Raw genomic sequence first — 16,810 nt, 5'->3', positions numbered from 1 at the left:
CGTGCTGTTTGTTGTCATCCGAACATGATGACGATATATCAAGTAATCTTAATTTAATAAGCACACCTTGACGTCTAAATATCCGTTTCGGAAAGTATACTTAAAAACTATGTAACGGAAAATGGATCTAATATAAGTATGAAAAGAGCCTACGTTCGAGAAATCAACTTATATTTTTGGAGATACGATCAAGATGCACAAAATACTTTTTCTTAGCAGAAATGCCTTCAAGTTTCGCCATAGTGATTTTCTTAATGATGATCATAGATACACTACGGTAGATATTGCGCTTGATACAGCCATTGCTCAGAGGTTGTTGCTAAGAAACAGTACCTTCTACAGCTCGATTGTTATAGACTACCGTGAGCTTTCTCAAGATGATCTATATGAATTCATTTCATTTGTGAGAGAAAAAATATCTCCAGTTCTTCCAAAGATTGTTGTCACAAACTGCACATTGGTAGAAAAGAACTTGATTCACTTTGGTGTTGACCAAATCATAGATGGCGATGTGAAAGACTGGGACTTTGAAGCTTATCCAGAGCTGAGTGAGATTTCCTCAATGGCTTATATCGAGTTCCTCATCCAGATCATCAGAACAAAAGACAAAGCACTCTACGATCACATGAAAGGGGTTAAGACATTTACCACACTCTTGACAAAGTTGTGTTTCCAAGAGAACTTGATAGACTTCAAAACTCTTGAAGACACTGTTTTCGCATCTTTTTTTCATGACATCGGCAAGCTCTTTATACCTGAAAGCATTCTACACAAACCATCGAGCCTCACCAAAGACGAATTCGAGTTCATGAAACAGCACACCACATTAGGCGCAAGCCTTTTTGAAAAGATTCTGCGAACGAACTCCAAAAACAGAACTTTCACAACGCTATATCATGTGACAAAGTATCACCACGAAAGATACGATGGTAAGGGTTATCCGTGTGGTTTGGCAGGCGACCAGATACCAGTTGCCGCTCGAATCGTGGCTATAACCGATGTTTTTCAAGCACTCACGTCGAACAGATCGTATCGAGATGCGTATGATTTTGAGAAGGCTTTACAGATCATCGAAGAAGATGAAGGGCATTTCGATCCACAGATTTGCCAAGTATTCCTCGAAAACATAAATCTCTTCAAACTATAGGTCCTGGATCATCTTCTCTTCCAACTGCATTATCTTTTGTTCTATCTCTTCCATTTCTTCGAGCGCTGCGAGTACCTTGTGTTCCAAATCTTCTTTTTCTTGGCTCAATCTCATGATCTTCTGATAGTCGTTGGTTGCAAGCAGTTGATTTCCCAACCACTCGATTTTTTCAGTCGCAGATTTTTCGAAATCTTTCAGCTCTTCAAGTCTTCTCTTCAAACTCTTTATCTGGTTTTTCAACCTCTTTTTTTCGTCAAAACTCGTGTTTTCTTTCTTTTCAGTCGGTTGGTTCTTCTCGGTTTTGAAGAACAAGGGTTCATCCACTTCGATCACTTTACCGTCTTTGATGGTGAGAAATCTATTGCAGATGTTCTTTATCAGTTCTATATCGTGTGAGACTATGAGCAAACTGCCTTGATACTCTTTCAAAGCGCTCTCAAGGGCTTCGACTGTCAACAAATCCATGTGGTTTGTCGGTTCATCTAAGAGCAGGAGATTTGGCCTTCTCAAGAGCACCATTGCGAGTGCAAGAATCTGTCTTTCGCCACCACTCATCTGCGAAACAAACTTGAAGGCATCTTCTCCTTTGAAGCCAAACCTTCCCAGATAAGCCCTTATCACATAATCTGGTTCTTCTGGCATCTCTTCGAAGATTTCATCAAAGGCGCTGCTGTCCTGATCGAGTTGCTCCACAAATTGGTCTAAATAGACCATTTTGACGTTGTGCCCAATCTTCACAGTTCCTTCGAAACTCAACAAGCCAGCGATGATCTTCAAGAGAGTGCTTTTTCCAGAGCCGTTTGGACCAATCAAAGCGATCTTGTCTTTCGAATACATAGTAAAAGTCGCATCGCTTATCAACGAATTGAAGGAAAGATCTTTGAGCTGGAGTGCAATATATCCACTGCTCTCTGGTTCTGGAATCTTTATGTGTCTTTCTTGTTCTTCCAAGTATTGATTTGGCATCTTTTCGAGTTCTTCGAGCATTCTATCGAGCATCTTCTGTCTGCTTTTCGCCTGCTTGACTGCCTTGTCTCTGCCCCACTTCCTGTATTGATCTATGATCTTTTTCAATCTTTCGATCTCTCTCTGTGCATTCGCAAGTTGTCTTTCTTGTGTTTGGATGATCAACTCTCTCTGGGAGCGATAGCCATCGAAATCTGTATCGAAGACCCATACACGTTCATTGTTTATCTCCCAGAATTTGTTGCACACATTGCGCAAGAAATCTCTGTCATGTGATACTACTATGTAACCACCTCTGAATTTCTTCAGAAGATTTTTCAAAAGTTCAATACCTTCTATGTCCAGAAAGTTCGTAGGCTCGTCGAGCAGAAGAAAATCTGGTTGCTGGATGAAAAGTCTTCCAAGTTGCAGTTTTGTTCTTTCCCCACCACTGAAGGTAGAAATATCTCTGTGCCAATCTTTTTCGTCAAAACCAAAGCCCTTCAAGATACCGCGTACGTTTTTTTGTTTCTCAGGTGTATCTGCAACTTGAGAGTAGTATTCAAAAGGTGTCACAGCGTCAAAAGATCTGTACTGATCAAGATAAACGACCGCGCCCTTGACAGATATCTCTCCTGCGTAGTCGTCGAACAAGCCAGCTATCGCCTTCAAGAGCGTTGTCTTGCCACTGCCATTCTTACCAATCAGACCTATTCGGTCGCCTTTGGCTACAAAGACGCTGAACTGTGAAAACAATGTTTTTTCGGCAAAGGATATCGAAAGATCTTTTATCGTTATCATTACAAAACTCCTCGATGAAGATTCGATCTATAACCTTTCAATTATATCAGCTGACTTGAGATTCCTTCCAGTTGATCAACCATATCTCTAAAGTCTTCACAGGCTGTGACGATATAGATATTGGATTCCCATAGGGCCCTGTGGGTGAAGGTAACTGCCAGGAAGGCAGTGAAGAAAACAAGGAGGTGTGGCTTAATGAGGATTAATCACAACATCAGTGCGTTGAACGCCTGGAGAAGCATGAGTGAAACACAGTATACGATGGGCAAGACGTTGGAGAAACTTTCATCTGGCTTGAGAATCAACAGAGCAGGAGACGACGCAGCAGGTTTGGCAATCAGTGAAAAGATGCGCGGCCAGATCAAAGGCCTTGACATGGCCGTCAAGAACGCTCAGGACGCAATATCCTTGATACAGACAGCAGAAGGCGCTCTCACAGAGGTTCACTCGATCCTGCAGAGAATGAGAGAACTTGCAGTACAAGCAGCATCTGACACCAACACAAATGTCGATAGAAACCAGATTCAAGCAGAACTCGATCAGTTGCGCGAAGAGATCGACAGAATTGCAAGAACAACTGAGTTCAACACGATGAAACTGCTCGATGGAAAGATAGAGAGCTTTAGACCACAGGCTGACCTGAAGGTAGTCACAGGTGGGAACTTCGATTTGAAAGCATCACAATCTGAGGACATAAAAGGCTTGCAACTTGCGGCGGGTAGTAACGTCACTGCTAATGCGTCAGTTAATCTTACCATCGCAGGTAGGACGCTGGGTACTCTGTCGCTGAGTGTATCAGGCGCCACCGTGGCTGTACTTGCTGGAGGAGCAACTGTAACCGAGTTCACCGTAAGTGATCAGGTTAACTTGTCAACATACATGACTGTTGCCGGTGGTCTAAGGTTTGAATTCGTTGTTTCAGATGCCAGTGCAGCAATAGGAGGTACCTCGATAGCAGCCTTAGTGAACTCGTTCAAGATCTCACTCGCAACGTCGGTAAAGTTAACTTTTGGTGATGTAAACGAAGGTTCGTACGTTGTCGAAGTTGGTCAGTTTGCTGGAACTGGTACCAGTGCACTTGATGTGAGGGTTAATTACTTCAACGAAACAGGTCTTGCAAGTGCACCTATTACTGATTTTAATGTCGGTAAGGCTTTATATGGAACAATTACTGGAGCCATTACTTTTGATACTACAAGCTCGGCTTTTGTCTTCGATATTACAGCAGGTGAAAAAGGTATTGTGTTTACCTGGTCTACAGCTGTCTACAACATCAACTCCTTCGGCGGTGCTTTGCCAGATGAAGAAATAGTCGACAGCGGTGTTGTAAGAGCAGAGGAAAGATGGTATCTAGATACTTCGCTCATCTTCCAGATTGGTGCTAACGAAGGCCACAACATGGTAGCGGGTCTTGACGATATGAGAGCAGCTGCACTTGGCTTGACGACAGAATCTTTGAAGGTTACAGACCAGAATGTTGCTGAAAGAACGATCATGGTTGTAGACGCAGCCATTCACAAGGTGAGCAGTGCAAGGGCCAAACTCGGTGCTGTACAGAACAGGCTCGAACACACCATAAGCAACCTTGGTGTAGCGGCCGAGAACTTGACGGCAGCAGAGTCCCGAATCAGAGACGCAGATATGGCAAAAGAGATGATGCAGTTCACAAGACAGCAGATCTTGATACAATCGAGCATGGCGATGTTGGCTCAGGCGAACACTCAACCACAGACGGTCTTGCAGTTGATGAGATAATCGATCTTTTGAACCACAAAGGCGGGTCTTTACCCGCCTTTTATTTTTGAAGGAATCTTCTTTTGAAGGTAGAAAAATTCATACGAGGGGTGTGAGGATGGAAGAACTTTTCAAAGAAATAAACGATTGTCTGAGCTTGGGAGATTTTTCAAAAGCAAGAGAGCTTGCAGAAAAGATTGAATCAGAATCAATCAAACACAACGCTCTTGGCATGATCTTTTACCAAGAAGGTGAACTGGACAAAGCATTAGAGCAGTTCAAAAGCGCGTTGACTTTAGACCCAACGAACGACGATCTTTTGTTCAATTTCTCGAAGTTGTTGTTCGAAGAAAAGAATTTCATTGACTCCTGGCGCTATCTCACGAGGATCAAAAACAAAGACTGGCAGGTTTACGATCTTTTGGGAGACACTCAGCTTGCCCAGAACAACGTCGCGATGACATTACACTACTATTCCAAAGCCGCTCAGTTGAGCAATTTGCCCGAAATGAAAGAAAAGTTCGAGCAAGCAAGAATGAAATTCAAAAGATCTGAAAAGCTTGCGATCTTCTGCTTACCTGGTTTGGACAACTTCATAAAAGACATAGCGCAGGTGCTTTCGAACCTTTTCGACGTGAAGTTGGTTGTCACGACGGATGCAAACCAGATAGTGCAAGCCTACAAGTGGGCAGACATCGTATGGCTCGAATGGGCAAACGAGATGGCAGTGGAAATAACGAACAAGCTCGAGAAGATGGGGAAGAGGATTTTCTGTAGACTTCACGGTTATGAAGCTCTTAGAAATGATTTTCTGAAATCGATAAGATGGGAGAAAATTGACAAAGTAATTTTCGTTGCCCAAAATGTGTTGGATACAGCTGTTCAAAATTGCGAACTTTTGAGGATGAAGCAAAAAGTCCTGATTCACAACGGTTTGGATTTGAGCAAATACACCTTCAGCGAAAGGTTTAAAGGTCCAAATATTGCATTTGCTGGTCACTTCAACTACAAGAAAAATCCAGTTTTGGCAGTACAAATCTTGAAGAAACTCATCCTGATAAATGAACGATACAACTTATACTGGGCTGGGACGATGCAAGACGAGCGAATGTACAGATACATTGGCTACATTCTTGAGAAGATGGGCATAAAAGAGAAATTTCATTTCGTGGGATGGAAGAATGATATTAACTCGTTCCTGGAGGACAAGGACATCTTTCTGTCGACCAGCATACATGAAGGTTATGGAGTAGCCATTTTGGAAGCCATGGCGAAGGGCATCAAGCCGGTTATACACAACTTCTACGTTGCAGAGGAGTTTTATCCAAGAGAATGGATCTTTAACACCATAGATGAAGCCATTGAGATGATCACATCTGACGATTACCGTTCAGACAATTATAGAAAATTCGTTGAAGACAAATGTTCCTTGGAGAGGCAAATATTCGAGATCTGTCAAGTTTTGGTCCAAACCGATTCTTCTTTTATATCTTTAAAAGAGAGTAATTTTTTGAAAACATCCTTTAGTGTCTTTAATCCGATTCAACAAGGCATCACAGTGAATCTTCACAGCTATGAAGATGAACTCGAAACAAAACTTGCTGAAGCTAAGGCATTCGTGAATCAAGTTCCGACAGATCTCCTCATTAACAATGTCATACCTGTGATGATTGATTTCCTGGAAGAATTCATTGTAAGAGGTACACCACCTCAAAGAACCGTTTATTACGCCTTCTTAAAGGATGTTTATGAAAAAGGCTACTACACAAGCCCACCTGAACCAATTATTGCAAGGTATGTCGAACTCTTTGAATCTATCAGAAGTTCGAAACGAATATTAAAGCCTATAGTTGCTTTCTACAACGACGGGAGACTCATGGGTTTCGATCCCTTGAAACGAGAACCAATAAGAATCCCTGATGATATTGCCTTTTTGGTTGCGTCTGGGCGTCACAGGGTTGCGATTGCAAAATTCTTTGGTATGGAAACGGTGCCAACTTACATTGTGCTGAACCAGTTTGCCTGTGAAAATGGAGCGCAAAGCATTCTCACAGCATACTGGCAGCCATACGTGGAGAAACTTTTTCCGACCTACGCGAAACAATCCCAAGATATGTACACAGGAGCATTTGATGGAAATTATCAAAACACAATCGATCCGGTGAAAAAGAAACTCATAGAGCAACTTGTTCTCAAACTTAAGCCTAAGAGTTTGATAGATGTTGGTTGCAACAGAGGTGAGCTTTCTTATCACTTAACAAAATTGGGCATAGAAGTCCTCGGTGTCGATATTTCTCCAAGAGAAAAACTCCGTCCCCCGTCAGATTATAATTTCATGCAGTTAGACATAGTCAAGGAGGACCTTCCAAGAACAGCAGATGTGATATTGTTCTTAAGCGTCTATCACCATATATTCTACAATTACGGGAAAGATAAAGCAGATGAGGTTTTCTATAAGCTCCTCAAGAAGTGTCGCTTCTTGGTTTTTGATTCGGGGCATCCAGAGGAATTGGGACTGTACAGGCAAGGTTGGATAAATGAAATGAGAAAGTATTTCAAGACAGAGCAGGAGTTATTAGATCATTTTGGTCTAACCTACTTTGTGTTGGGGCGGTGGAGAACGACTCAAGGGAGTAAAAGAACAGTAGTTGTTTTCGAAAACGAAGGATTCAAATGAATATTCTGACGTTTGGATTGTGATTCCTGCTTTGTTGCAAGACAGTTAATTTCTTTGAATCTGCATTAAGCATCACAAATCATTATTAAGTGATAGAATAACATTTTCGATGGAAGAAATCTGTTGGCTGCACTTGTTTTCATACAGTCTTGATTTACTTAAGGCATTACCGCTTTTCTTCATTAGCGTTTTTCAAATGTTTTGTTCACGAGCAATTCGAAAGAACCACTAAGAACCCTTTCTCTTTCGAAAACTAATGCTAAGGCAACTACTTCGGTAGGTGAATGGTGAATCTGTTTACACCGTTGTATGAGTACTGTACCTTTCCGTGGTGTAGGTCTACGATTGCCTTCACCACTGCAAGTCCAAGTCCAAGCCCTTCGTTTTTTGCATTTTTTGCTCTGTAGAATCTTTCAAAGATCTTTTCTCTCTCTTCCTTGGCAACTGGTTCACCGTGATTTGAAACACTGAAGATTACTGCAGCATCTTGTTGTTTCAAAGATATCTCTACAGATTTGCCCTCTTCGGTGTATTTGCAGGCGTTTTCAACCAAGTTTAAGAAGGCGTGTGAAAGAAGTCCAGAGACACATCTTGCCTTTATTTCGGCAGGCACATCGAGAACAAAATCAATCTGTGGAAATCTTTGCATAACCTGTTCTACGCTCTCTAAGACTATTACAGAGAGATCTTCTTCTTGAAAACTGTCCTCACGCTGATGCTGAGCTCGAGCTATCAACAACAATCCCGATGTGATCTGAACCATCCTGTTGATGTTCTTCATGACCGACAGAAGTTCCATCTTTGTTTCTTCACTTTTGGCTTCCTTGAGCATCACTTCGATCTGTGCCCTTGCACTCGCCAGTGGGTTTCTAAGCTGATGAGACAGACTCGAAGCAAACTCTCTGAGTTCTTCCATCGTGTTGTGCAGTCTTGTAAGTGCATCGTTTATCTGTTCTTGCAAGATGTGTGCTTCCTGACTTGTCGGCTCTATCTGTATCTGTTTTGCAAGACCTCTGGAAACATCGTCCATCTGTTTGCCGATCTCTTCTATAGGTTGAATCATCCTGCTGGTCAGTTTCAAGCCAAATCTGTGAATCAAAATGCTCAAGATCAAGATGATACTTCCCAGAACCAGACTCAAGGTTACAATCAGTATGAAGTGATCTTTTATATTCTTCGCAACGATCACTCTGTAAGTTCCCGATGTTGTAGCGTAAATTCTTTTGTAATCATCTATTGCAAAACCTTCGTGACCCGCTGGCAGTTTGTCTGTGACATTGTAACTTGCATAGGTTTTCCCGTTTTCTATCACTTGAAAAGAGTAATCTTTTTTGCCAAAGATGGCGATTAATTCTCCAGACGGGTTCTCCAAGAACTGTATCAAATCATTTGCAAATGCGTACAGGTCTTGGTCTATTTGATTCATCGTTAGTCTCTCAACGGTGACCAGAAAGACAACTGCCATCGCACACATCGAAAGGATGAATATCGAAAGATAATATCTCTCAATAGCTCTCCTGAGCGATTTCATTTTCATCATTCCCTGTGAAATCTGTAGCCAAGTCCAGGGACGGTCTCTATGTGTCTGTCGTATCCGTGAGGTTTTAGCTTGTTTCTCAAATACAGTACATACACATCGACCACATTGCTTCTGATCTCTTTTTCGTTCTCCCACGCTCGCTCTATGATCTCATCTCTTGAAAAGGTGATCTCTGGATTTCTCAAAAAAAGCTCAAGCAGATCGAATTCTCTTCTGCTGAGCTTTAGTTCCTTGCCTTTAACGGTTACCTGCCTTGATCTGCTGTTCAGTTTGAGATCTTTAAAGCTTAGTTCTTCACCTCTTGTCATGTTGTTTCTTCTTATGAGACTCTTGAGGCGTGCGAGTAACTCCCTGAAGTCGAAAGGTTTCGTCAGGTAGTCGTCTGCACCGCTGGAAAGTCCTTTAATTTTGTCGTCTACCGCATCCAGTGCTGTGAGCATCAAAACGGGTGTGTCGATCTCACATTCTCTTAGAGTTTGAACGAACTCAAAACCGTCTGTGCCTGGCAGCATCACATCCAAGATGATGCAATCATAACGTCTTTCAAGAGCCATATCCAGTCCGTCATCGCCGTTGGTGGCACTATCGACGGTGTATCCTTCCTTTTGTAAGAGCTTGACGACAGATGTGAGCAAATCTCTGTTGTCTTCGACGATCAGTATCTTCATTTTGATCACCACCCGAATTACCTGTTCTTTATTTCTCTTTTCTGTACCGATATCACGGCTGGCGTCTTTGTGCTCACCAATGCTAACTGATCCTTTGAACCAACAGCCCATGTGTTCTCGTCCTGCAAATACGCAAAAAAGATACTTTTGCCGATAGAAACAAATGCAAGTGATATTGCATCCTTTAAAGACACAGATTGATTGGCAAAGATGTAATTGAACTGCTCGGTCGAGATGATCTTTCCAGTCATAGGATCTATCTGTATCTTCTTTCCCTGTGAATACACAACCCACAACGGTTTTTTGTTGACAAGGTCAAGATAAACCGATACGATGTTTTTTTCCTTTGAAGCGGCTATGGCATCCAGAATTGGAACCTTCAAAGTGCCAAGGTCAAAAGCAAGATAAAAGTTGGTCAGTTCGTCGATTCTTTTCAAAATGTTCTTCAGAGGATCTTCTTGAGTAAAGACAAACAGCGTGAGTAAGAGGAGCAAGAACGATATGGCTTTTCTCATCTGACCACCACCAACAAATTTTATCCACCTCAGGTTAAAAAATTATTAGATTCACCTACCCTGAAAAGTATACTATGAAAAGCTATGGTGAGGTATTTAACTTTTGTTCTGAGAAGATCGTGAAGAAGGCCAACAACTTGGTATATTTTATTAATTGGCGTTGTTTTATACATAAGTAACGCATCAATACCGTATAATAAACAGTTGAGGTGATAAAATGAAACAAATCTTTTTGGTTATTGCCGTTTCGGTGGTGCTGTTGACAGCCAGCTGCATGAATTTGTCTGGCTCAAAAGCCACTTTGACGGTCTATCTCACAGACGCCGTTTTGCCAATCGAACAAGTGGGCAGAATAGACGTAAAGATTGATCGGATTCTTCTAATGAGCGATGAAGCCTCGGTAGTTGTAACAGATGAAGCTACAACTGTGAATTTGTTAGACCTTGTTGGCTCTGAGATAAGTTTTTCAACGATTCAAACCCCAGGTACCTACAACCAGCTCAGATTAGAGATCAGCCAGGCAACTATAACTGTGAATGGAACAGAATATGATCTGAGAGTTGTCTCTAACTCGGTGAAGTATCCTTTCACACAGCCGCTGGTGATAGACTCAGATACAGTCTTGGTGTTGGATTTTGACCTTTCAAGATCTATAAAGGTTACTGGCTCTAACGAAGGCTCATCACAGGGACAAAATCCAACTGAGTACCATATGACACCTGTTGTTCACCTCAGACATGGACAGCTCTACGACATACACGGCAGTGTTGTTGACAGCAGTAATGATGGTATCTCTCATGCGTTGGTTGCTTTGTATGATACAGATCAAGCCACTGTGGTGACAGCTACCTTGACACACAAAGGATCAGGGGCATGGCAGGAAGGAGAGTTCAAACTCTCGAAAGTCAAACCCGGCGAGTATGAGATTAGGGTATTTAAAAAAGAAAGTTGGCAAAACCTTCAAGAACCAGAAGAAATATTCAGTCTTACACCAGACGCCACAGAAGATGTTCTTGTAGATAACCAAGATCTCAACAATGTGGTGTTGGTTGTTCAGTAAGCTACAGCTCTTTGAGGCTAAGTCTAAAGATTACGTTGTACAATGTAGGTATGAAAGAAAAACTCGAAAGAATCGTACAGTTCATAAAGAGTTTCTTGAATCAAAACAACTATAAAGGTGTTGTTGTAGGCATCAGCGGTGGGATCGATTCTGCTGTTGTAGCAGCTCTTTGTGTGAAAGCTCTTGATAGAGAGCAAGTCTTTGGTTTGCTTCTTCCAGAGAGAGATTCTTCAAAAGACTCTCTAACAGATGGTGTTCTTTTGTGTGAAACTCTTGGAATAGCTTATAAGATTAAACCTATCACTTCAGTACTCAGAAAGCTTGGCATCTACAAACTCTTTCCACCAGCTTTTCTTTTTCCAAGGTCTATTCAAGAAAGATACGTGATCGGCAAATGGCAGACTTTGTCAAAAGATCCCTTCATAGATGATCTACTCGATCAGGGAAACAGAGAGTTTCTTAAAGGGCTTGCTTATTACAGAGCAAAACATAGAATAAGAATGTGCACTCTTTATTTTGAAGCAGAAAAAAGAGGTTATGCCGTTGCTGGGACGACCAACAGAACAGAGCTTTTGACAGGACTCTACGTGAAGTGGGGTGATGATTCCGCAGATTTTGAACCCATAGCACATCTCTACAAATCAGAGGTATTTGAGCTGGCAAAAGAACTGAATTTACCAAAAAGGCTCATTGAAAAACCACCTTCACCAGACCTGATACCTGGTATAAAGGATGAGTTCGCTTTTGGAATGAACTATGAAGAATTAGACAGAATTTTGCAAAAAATCGAAAAAAAGGAAGATCTGTCAAATGAAGACCCGCAGAAAGTTGCGCGGGTCTTGAAGATAATCGAGGCATCTGAAAAGAGAAAGATAAAATCAGTTTGCCTTAAAGACTGATTGTCACAATTCTATTTTTTCAAAGTTGTGTTTCGGCTACCAGGTTTTACAAGTGGAATATTCTGGGCGCACAGAGGGCAATCTTCTGGTTCATAGATCGGTAGTTCGATTTTCGTCAGTGAATAAAAGGGTACTGTGAAAGGTAAAGATTGTGTTGATCTATCTACAATACTCGCTATGCAACAAATCTTGCCACCCAACTGTTCAACTACCTGCGCGACCTCCAAAACAGATTTACCGGTCGTTGTGACATCTTCTACAATGGCAATCCTTTCATTTTTATCTATGTGAAAATCTCTTCTGAGTTTCATCATTCCATCTTCTCTCTCGGTGTACAGAGCCCTTGCCTTCAATGGACGGGCAACCACATATGCCAAAATTATGCCACCTATCGCAGGTCCTATCACTACATCTGGTTTGTGAATCGAAATTCTTTCAGCGATCATCTGTCCAATTCGATCTCCATTTTCTGGATCTTCAAAGATCTTTGCACACTGTATGTACTTTGATGAATGCTTCCCCGACGAGAGAAGAAAATGTCCATCGAGCACAGCACCAATCTTTGAGAGAAATTCAAGCATAGACGATCCTCCTTATACTTTCCATAGCAGCCTTTGGATCTTCACTTCTGTAAACCTCTCTGCCGATCACTGCAAAGTCGGCGATGCCTTTTATCTCCTCGACGCTCACCACATCCTTTTGGTCATCGGCTTGTCTCTTCATTCTCACACCCGGTACAAGTATCTTTGCCGGTATCTGGTGTCTGAGCCTTATCGCCCAGCTTCCTGGTAGCACGAAGGATGATCCCAAACGTCTGAGAAGATTTATCTGCTGCAGATAGTCTTCTAATTCACCTTCGATTGAGGTTAATTTGACTACTGCGAAGATGATTTTGTTTGTGCTTTCGAGGGCTGATTTTATCGCATCTGCACCGGCTGCGGCATGAACTGTGAAGCCGACTACAGACGGATGATCCCATGATTTGATCGATCGAGCCATCGTTGAGGGAATATCAACGAATTTCAAATCGACGATAACCTTTAACTGTCTTTTCTCGAACTCTTTCAAGACATCTTTCCCAAAAATTGCAACGTTGTGACCTATCTTGACATATTCGAAGCTTCCGTACTTTGAGATGAAATCAAAAGGATTTTCCATATCCAAGCTCAAAACGGGTATCATTCTCAACACCTCCATATGTGTTTTGCTATTCTTTCAACGATCTGTGGGTCTTTATAGATCGCCGTACCAACACTCACTGCATCAGCACCGACCTTGAAAAAGTCTTCTGCATCATCTTCGTTCATGATTCCGCCACAAGCGATTGTGTAAAGATCAGGTACCTTGTTTTTGATTTCATAGATTGCCCTCATGGCGATTGGTTTCAGTACTGGTCCTGAGATACCGCCTTTGAAGACTTTGCCATCGATCAACTGGAGTGCCCTGAGGGTGTTTGTCACGGTGACACCGTTCCAGTCAAATTGCTTCACCAACTTTGAGGCTTCTTCTACAAAAGCTCCTTCGATTGAAAGCTTTGCTATCAGAAAACCACTCAGTATTTTTCTAATCGATCTTAGTAGCTGCTTGAAAGCCTCATAGTCAGAGATCAAGCTCAAACCACCTTTTGCCACATTTGGACAAGAGAAGTTGAACTCGATCGCTTCGAAGATCTGCTCGTACTCTTTGATCTTCTGCGCCACCAGTAAGTATTGTTCTAAATCATCTCCTCCAAGACTTGCAATGACCTTTGTCTTTGCAAAGATTTCTTCAAACTCACCGTCGGCTATCTTTTTCGTGAATGCCTCTATGCCAATGTTTTCAAGACCGATGTTGTTTATCAGATAATTGTTGGTTGCAAAAAGTCTCGGTGGTGGGTTGCCTTCTTTTGGGTGTAATGTGATCGTCTTGAGTGTGTAAGCACCTATATACTTTGCATCTATCAACTGTAGGTACTCACCCATACCGCCTACACCAGATGCAATCACCAAAGGAGGATTCAGTTTCACAGCAAATCACCTCTGAGAACTGGTCCGTCTGTGCAAAGGTGTTTGACGCCTTCCTTGGTCTTCACAGCACAACCTCTGCACGCACCAATGCCGCAAGCCATGTATTCATTCAATGACAGATAGACCTGCCCTTTTTCGTGCAATAGTTTATAGGCAATCCTTTCCATTTGATCAGAGCCCACTATTAAATACCAATCATAACCTTTCATCTTCTTCAAAGTTTCGACAAAGTCTTCATCACCGATGATCGTTTCGAAAGGCACTTCAAAATCGATCTTTCTTGAGCTCGCTATGAATACATCGCATGAATATCTTTTGTTTACGCTCACCGCCATCGGAAGGCAAGCCACAGTGGCTATCATCGCACCGTTGGAAGAGGGTGCAACAAAGCCCTTTCCCAGTGGACCATGGGCTTTGAGTTCTCTTTGTTGTACTATGTAAGCTGTGCCCTCTCCGATAACTTGAATACCTATGGCGAGGTCTTCCTGCCATCTGCCCAAAGCAAATGGTTTTCTCACAGTCGATTGTGTTTCGATCATTATGAACTGTGTTGGCTCAAAGTCGATCTTCTCATTGAAGGTAATCAAATAGTTGTCGGTGTCAATCTTCAAAAGATTCTTTCTTGTCAAAGAGAAATTCTCCATCCCAATACACCCACCTTCCTTTCAGTTTCACACCAACGATCTTTCCTTTGAGTTTTATGCCATCGAAGACGCAATTCTTTCCCTTGCTCACAAAGTTTTTAGAATCAACTACGAATTCAGCCTCTGGATCGATCACCGTTAGGTTATCAAAGTCAAAGGTTGTTTTCAGCCCAAGTATTTTTCTTGGAGAGATCGTCATCTTTTCGACGGTCTTTTCAAAATCTCCCAAAGTTGTGTAAAACGCGCTGAAGGCTATCTCTATGCCGCTTGTTCCGTACGGTGCTCTTTCAAAATCACTTGCTTTTTCATCGTGTGGCGCATGATCGGTCGCAAGAACGTCCACGATGTCTTTTTTCACACCCATGAGCAAGCTCTTTCTGTCTTCTTCACTGCCCAGAGGTGGATTTATCTTGAAGTTGGTATCTTTAATATCTTTCATCGAGAAGAATAAATGATGCGGTGTAACTTCGCAGCTCACTTTGGCGTACTTTCGCAAGATATCTATGGTTTGCAGCGAGAGTTTTGTGCTCACATGTTGAATGTGAAATCTTTCAAAGCCACATTCAAGCCCAAGCAAGACATTTCTGTAGATCGAGATCGCTTCACTGGAAAGTGGACGTTTCGAAAGATCCTTTTCAGTTCCTTCGTAGAAGATGCCGCCTACTTCGTAAAGCTGGCTGTGATCTAAGACAAGGTGTGGTTCTTTAGATCTGAATGCGTTGAGAATATCAAGAGTATCGTACTCTATTCCGTCGTTTGAATAGCACAGAACTCTTTCGTTGTCTGGTTGCAACTCACCAAAGAGCGAGCATGTCCAGTAAAAATCGACAACAGCGTTTTGTGCAAGTTCAATGTGCCTGTTTAAAACAGTCTTTGTAGACAACCGTGGATTTGTGTTTGGTTGAATCAGCGCTGCACCATACCCACCTTTGATGGCTGCCCTTTGAAGTGATTCATAGTCTTCTTGTCCATTCAGGCGCACGTGGGTGTGCATATCGAAGAAGGGTGGACATGCCACCAATCCAGCTGGATTTTGTGGTGTATCGATCTCAAAGTCTTGCCATCGTGAGTTGTCTGGATTGTACACTCTCAAGGTTTGACACTCCCATAGCAAGCTCAAGCACAGCCATTCTTGAGTAAAGACCGTTCTTTACCTGTTCTAAGATCTTTGATCTTTCAGAGTAGACTATCTCGTCTGATACTTCTATGTTTCTGTTGAATGGTCCTGGGTGCATCAAAACGGCGTGCCTGGGAGCCATCTTCATTGTGTTGCTGTTTATCTGCATCTTTGTGAAGAACTCGTCTATATTCTCGTAGCTCTTTTCAAGCCTTTCTTTTTGTACTCTCAGTGCATAGATTACATCGGCATCCTCTATGGCTTCTTTCAGATCGTTTGTGATAAGCTCAACACCATCAAAATTGGTTGGAACAAAGTCCTTTGGACCGCAGAATCTCACCGTTGCGTCGAATTTGTTCAATAGTTCTGTCAAAGAGCGAGCAACTCTTGAGTGGTTGATATCACCTACTACAGCCACGTTCAGTTTCAAAGTTCCGAAAGATTCGTAGATCGTCACCGCGTCGAGCAGTGCTTGAGTTGGATGTTCGTTTGTTCCATCGCCAGCGTTTATGACAGGGACCTTTAGATACTTCGAAAATTCGGCTGGAGCATTATTTCGTCTGATTCTTATGACAAAGGCGTCAAATTCCATCGCATCTAAAGTGAGAATCGTGTCAAGATCTGTTTCGCCTTTTTGAAGAGAAGAACTCTCGGGGGTAAAATCGATAACCGCTGCACCGAGTGTCATGGCTGCCTTTTGGAAAGAAATCTTCGTACGAGTTGATGGCTCAAAAAAGGCTGTTAGTACATACTTTTCATCGAGTGTTTTTTGAATTTTCTTCTGAGCTTTCAGCTGAAGTGCTCTTTTGATTATCCATTCGATCTCTTCTTTCGAAAGATCTTTGATGTCAAGAATGTGCCGCACAACCCTCGCCTCCTTCTATGACAAAATAAAAGGGGCTTAACGCCCCTTCGTTTTCAAAAAAGATATCCCGACCAGACAAAATAAAAGGGGCTTTTTCAAGCCCCTTTGTAAAACACCTACAGTGTATGTAATCTCAAGCAAATGCAATTTTACTCCACACTGAATAAACATCCGAACACCTCCGGGTTCTTG

General features: G+C 42.2%; 15 protein-coding genes and 1 pseudogene. 6 read left to right on the top strand and 10 right to left on the bottom strand.

Features of this window, described 5'->3' with window-relative positions; genetic code table 11:
- Positions 1–193 precede the first annotated feature (193 nt).
- A complete protein-coding gene (locus tag ACSFC1_RS09155; RefSeq protein WP_435565796.1) occupies positions 194–1,147 on the top strand; it encodes an HD-GYP domain-containing protein in 954 nt (317 codons plus the stop codon).
- Here the strand turns inward: ACSFC1_RS09155 and abc-f are convergent.
- The gene (gene abc-f, locus ACSFC1_RS09150) at positions 1,142–2,893 is read right to left on the bottom strand and encodes a ribosomal protection-like ABC-F family protein (RefSeq protein ID WP_435565795.1); all 1,752 of its coding nucleotides are present in this window, start codon (positions 2,891–2,893) and stop codon (positions 1,142–1,144) included. The two genes, ACSFC1_RS09155 and abc-f, sit on opposite strands and share 6 nt — an antisense overlap.
- A gap of 195 nt (positions 2,894–3,088) precedes the next feature.
- Here abc-f and ACSFC1_RS09145 point away from each other — a divergent pair.
- From ACSFC1_RS09145 to ACSFC1_RS09135, 3 genes and pseudogenes are all read left to right on the top strand, one after another.
- Positions 3,089–3,560, top strand: a pseudogene (locus ACSFC1_RS09145) (flagellin); the annotation flags it as partial.
- Between the two features lie 212 nt (positions 3,561–3,772).
- Entirely contained in the window at positions 3,773–4,648 is an 876-nt protein-coding gene (locus tag ACSFC1_RS09140) for a flagellin (RefSeq protein ID WP_435566022.1), read from the top strand.
- Positions 4,649–4,745: 97 nt separating this feature from the next.
- Positions 4,746–7,304, top strand: coding sequence for a glycosyltransferase (locus tag ACSFC1_RS09135; RefSeq protein WP_435565794.1), 2,559 nt, complete (start codon positions 4,746–4,748; stop codon positions 7,302–7,304).
- Positions 7,305–7,572: 268 nt separating this feature from the next.
- On the opposite strand, the gene ACSFC1_RS09130 is transcribed toward ACSFC1_RS09135, so the two are convergent.
- Genes ACSFC1_RS09130 through ACSFC1_RS09120 form a run of 3 tightly spaced genes read right to left on the bottom strand, consistent with a single transcriptional unit; the run spans position 7,573 to position 10,027 of the window.
- Complete coding sequence (locus tag ACSFC1_RS09130) at positions 7,573–8,835, bottom strand: sensor histidine kinase (protein ID WP_435565793.1); 1,263 nt, start codon at positions 8,833–8,835, stop codon at positions 7,573–7,575.
- Between the two features lie 5 nt (positions 8,836–8,840).
- Complete coding sequence (locus ACSFC1_RS09125; protein ID WP_435565792.1) at positions 8,841–9,512, bottom strand: response regulator transcription factor; 672 nt, start codon at positions 9,510–9,512, stop codon at positions 8,841–8,843.
- Positions 9,513–9,529: 17 nt separating this feature from the next.
- On the bottom strand, positions 9,530–10,027 hold the full coding sequence (locus ACSFC1_RS09120; RefSeq protein WP_435565791.1) for a hypothetical protein: 498 nt from the start codon (positions 10,025–10,027) through the stop codon (positions 9,530–9,532).
- Positions 10,028–10,244: 217 nt separating this feature from the next.
- Here ACSFC1_RS09120 and ACSFC1_RS09115 point away from each other — a divergent pair, with 217 nt between their 5' ends.
- Positions 10,245–11,087 carry a DUF4382 domain-containing protein gene (locus tag ACSFC1_RS09115; RefSeq protein ID WP_435565790.1) on the top strand — a complete coding sequence of 281 codons (843 nt, stop codon included), beginning with the start codon at positions 10,245–10,247 and terminating at the stop codon, positions 11,085–11,087.
- 50 nt (positions 11,088–11,137) lie between these two features.
- Positions 11,138–11,986 carry an NAD(+) synthase gene (gene nadE / locus ACSFC1_RS09110; RefSeq protein ID WP_435565789.1) on the top strand — a complete coding sequence of 283 codons (849 nt, stop codon included), beginning with the start codon at positions 11,138–11,140 and terminating at the stop codon, positions 11,984–11,986.
- Between the two features lie 11 nt (positions 11,987–11,997).
- Here the strand turns inward: nadE and pyrE are convergent, their stop codons facing one another.
- The 6 genes from pyrE to ACSFC1_RS09080 are packed head-to-tail and all read right to left on the bottom strand — an operon-like array spanning position 11,998 to position 16,618.
- Positions 11,998–12,567, bottom strand: coding sequence for an orotate phosphoribosyltransferase (pyrE, locus tag ACSFC1_RS09105; protein ID WP_435565788.1), 570 nt, complete (start codon positions 12,565–12,567; stop codon positions 11,998–12,000).
- Entirely contained in the window at positions 12,560–13,168 is a 609-nt protein-coding gene (gene pyrF, locus ACSFC1_RS09100) for an orotidine-5'-phosphate decarboxylase (RefSeq protein WP_435565787.1), read from the bottom strand. The genes pyrE and pyrF overlap by 8 nt, the downstream gene beginning before the upstream one ends.
- 2 nt (positions 13,169–13,170) lie before the next feature.
- Complete coding sequence (locus ACSFC1_RS09095; protein ID WP_435565786.1) at positions 13,171–13,992, bottom strand: dihydroorotate dehydrogenase; 822 nt, start codon at positions 13,990–13,992, stop codon at positions 13,171–13,173.
- Complete coding sequence (locus tag ACSFC1_RS09090) at positions 13,989–14,621, bottom strand: oxidoreductase (protein ID WP_435565785.1); 633 nt, start codon at positions 14,619–14,621, stop codon at positions 13,989–13,991. Before ACSFC1_RS09090 ends, ACSFC1_RS09095 begins: the two co-directional genes overlap by 4 nt.
- Complete coding sequence (locus ACSFC1_RS09085) at positions 14,593–15,729, bottom strand: dihydroorotase (RefSeq protein WP_435565784.1); 1,137 nt, start codon at positions 15,727–15,729, stop codon at positions 14,593–14,595. The genes ACSFC1_RS09090 and ACSFC1_RS09085 overlap by 29 nt, the downstream gene beginning before the upstream one ends.
- Entirely contained in the window at positions 15,686–16,618 is a 933-nt protein-coding gene (locus tag ACSFC1_RS09080) for an aspartate carbamoyltransferase catalytic subunit (protein ID WP_435565783.1), read from the bottom strand. The genes ACSFC1_RS09085 and ACSFC1_RS09080 overlap by 44 nt, the downstream gene beginning before the upstream one ends.
- Positions 16,619–16,810: the final 192 nt, after the last annotated feature.

The organism is Pseudothermotoga sp. U03pept, assembly GCF_051235805.1.
In the GTDB taxonomy this organism is placed as follows: Bacteria; Thermotogota; Thermotogae; order Thermotogales; family DSM-5069; genus Pseudothermotoga_B.
Note: the sequence above shows the minus strand (reverse complement) of the source record. Positions and strands in the feature narration are given on the sequence as shown.

Coding starts and splice junctions, on each gene's coding strand:
- ACSFC1_RS09140 (WP_435566022.1), top strand. CDS start 3,773: ATGACTGTTGCCGGTGGTCTAAGGTTTGAATTCGTTGTTTCAGATGCC.
- ACSFC1_RS09125 (WP_435565792.1), bottom strand. CDS start 9,512: ATGAAGATACTGATCGTCGAAGACAACAGAGATTTGCTCACATCTGTC.
- ACSFC1_RS09155 (WP_435565796.1), top strand. CDS start 194: ATGCACAAAATACTTTTTCTTAGCAGAAATGCCTTCAAGTTTCGCCAT.
- ACSFC1_RS09115 (WP_435565790.1), top strand. CDS start 10,245: ATGAAACAAATCTTTTTGGTTATTGCCGTTTCGGTGGTGCTGTTGACA.
- ACSFC1_RS09135 (WP_435565794.1), top strand. CDS start 4,746: ATGGAAGAACTTTTCAAAGAAATAAACGATTGTCTGAGCTTGGGAGAT.
- pyrF (WP_435565787.1), bottom strand. CDS start 13,168: ATGATACCCGTTTTGAGCTTGGATATGGAAAATCCTTTTGATTTCATC.
- ACSFC1_RS09120 (WP_435565791.1), bottom strand. CDS start 10,027: ATGAGAAAAGCCATATCGTTCTTGCTCCTCTTACTCACGCTGTTTGTC.
- abc-f (WP_435565795.1), bottom strand. CDS start 2,893: ATGATAACGATAAAAGATCTTTCGATATCCTTTGCCGAAAAAACATTG.
- pyrE (WP_435565788.1), bottom strand. CDS start 12,567: ATGCTTGAATTTCTCTCAAAGATTGGTGCTGTGCTCGATGGACATTTT.
- nadE (WP_435565789.1), top strand. CDS start 11,138: ATGAAAGAAAAACTCGAAAGAATCGTACAGTTCATAAAGAGTTTCTTG.
- ACSFC1_RS09130 (WP_435565793.1), bottom strand. CDS start 8,835: ATGAAATCGCTCAGGAGAGCTATTGAGAGATATTATCTTTCGATATTC.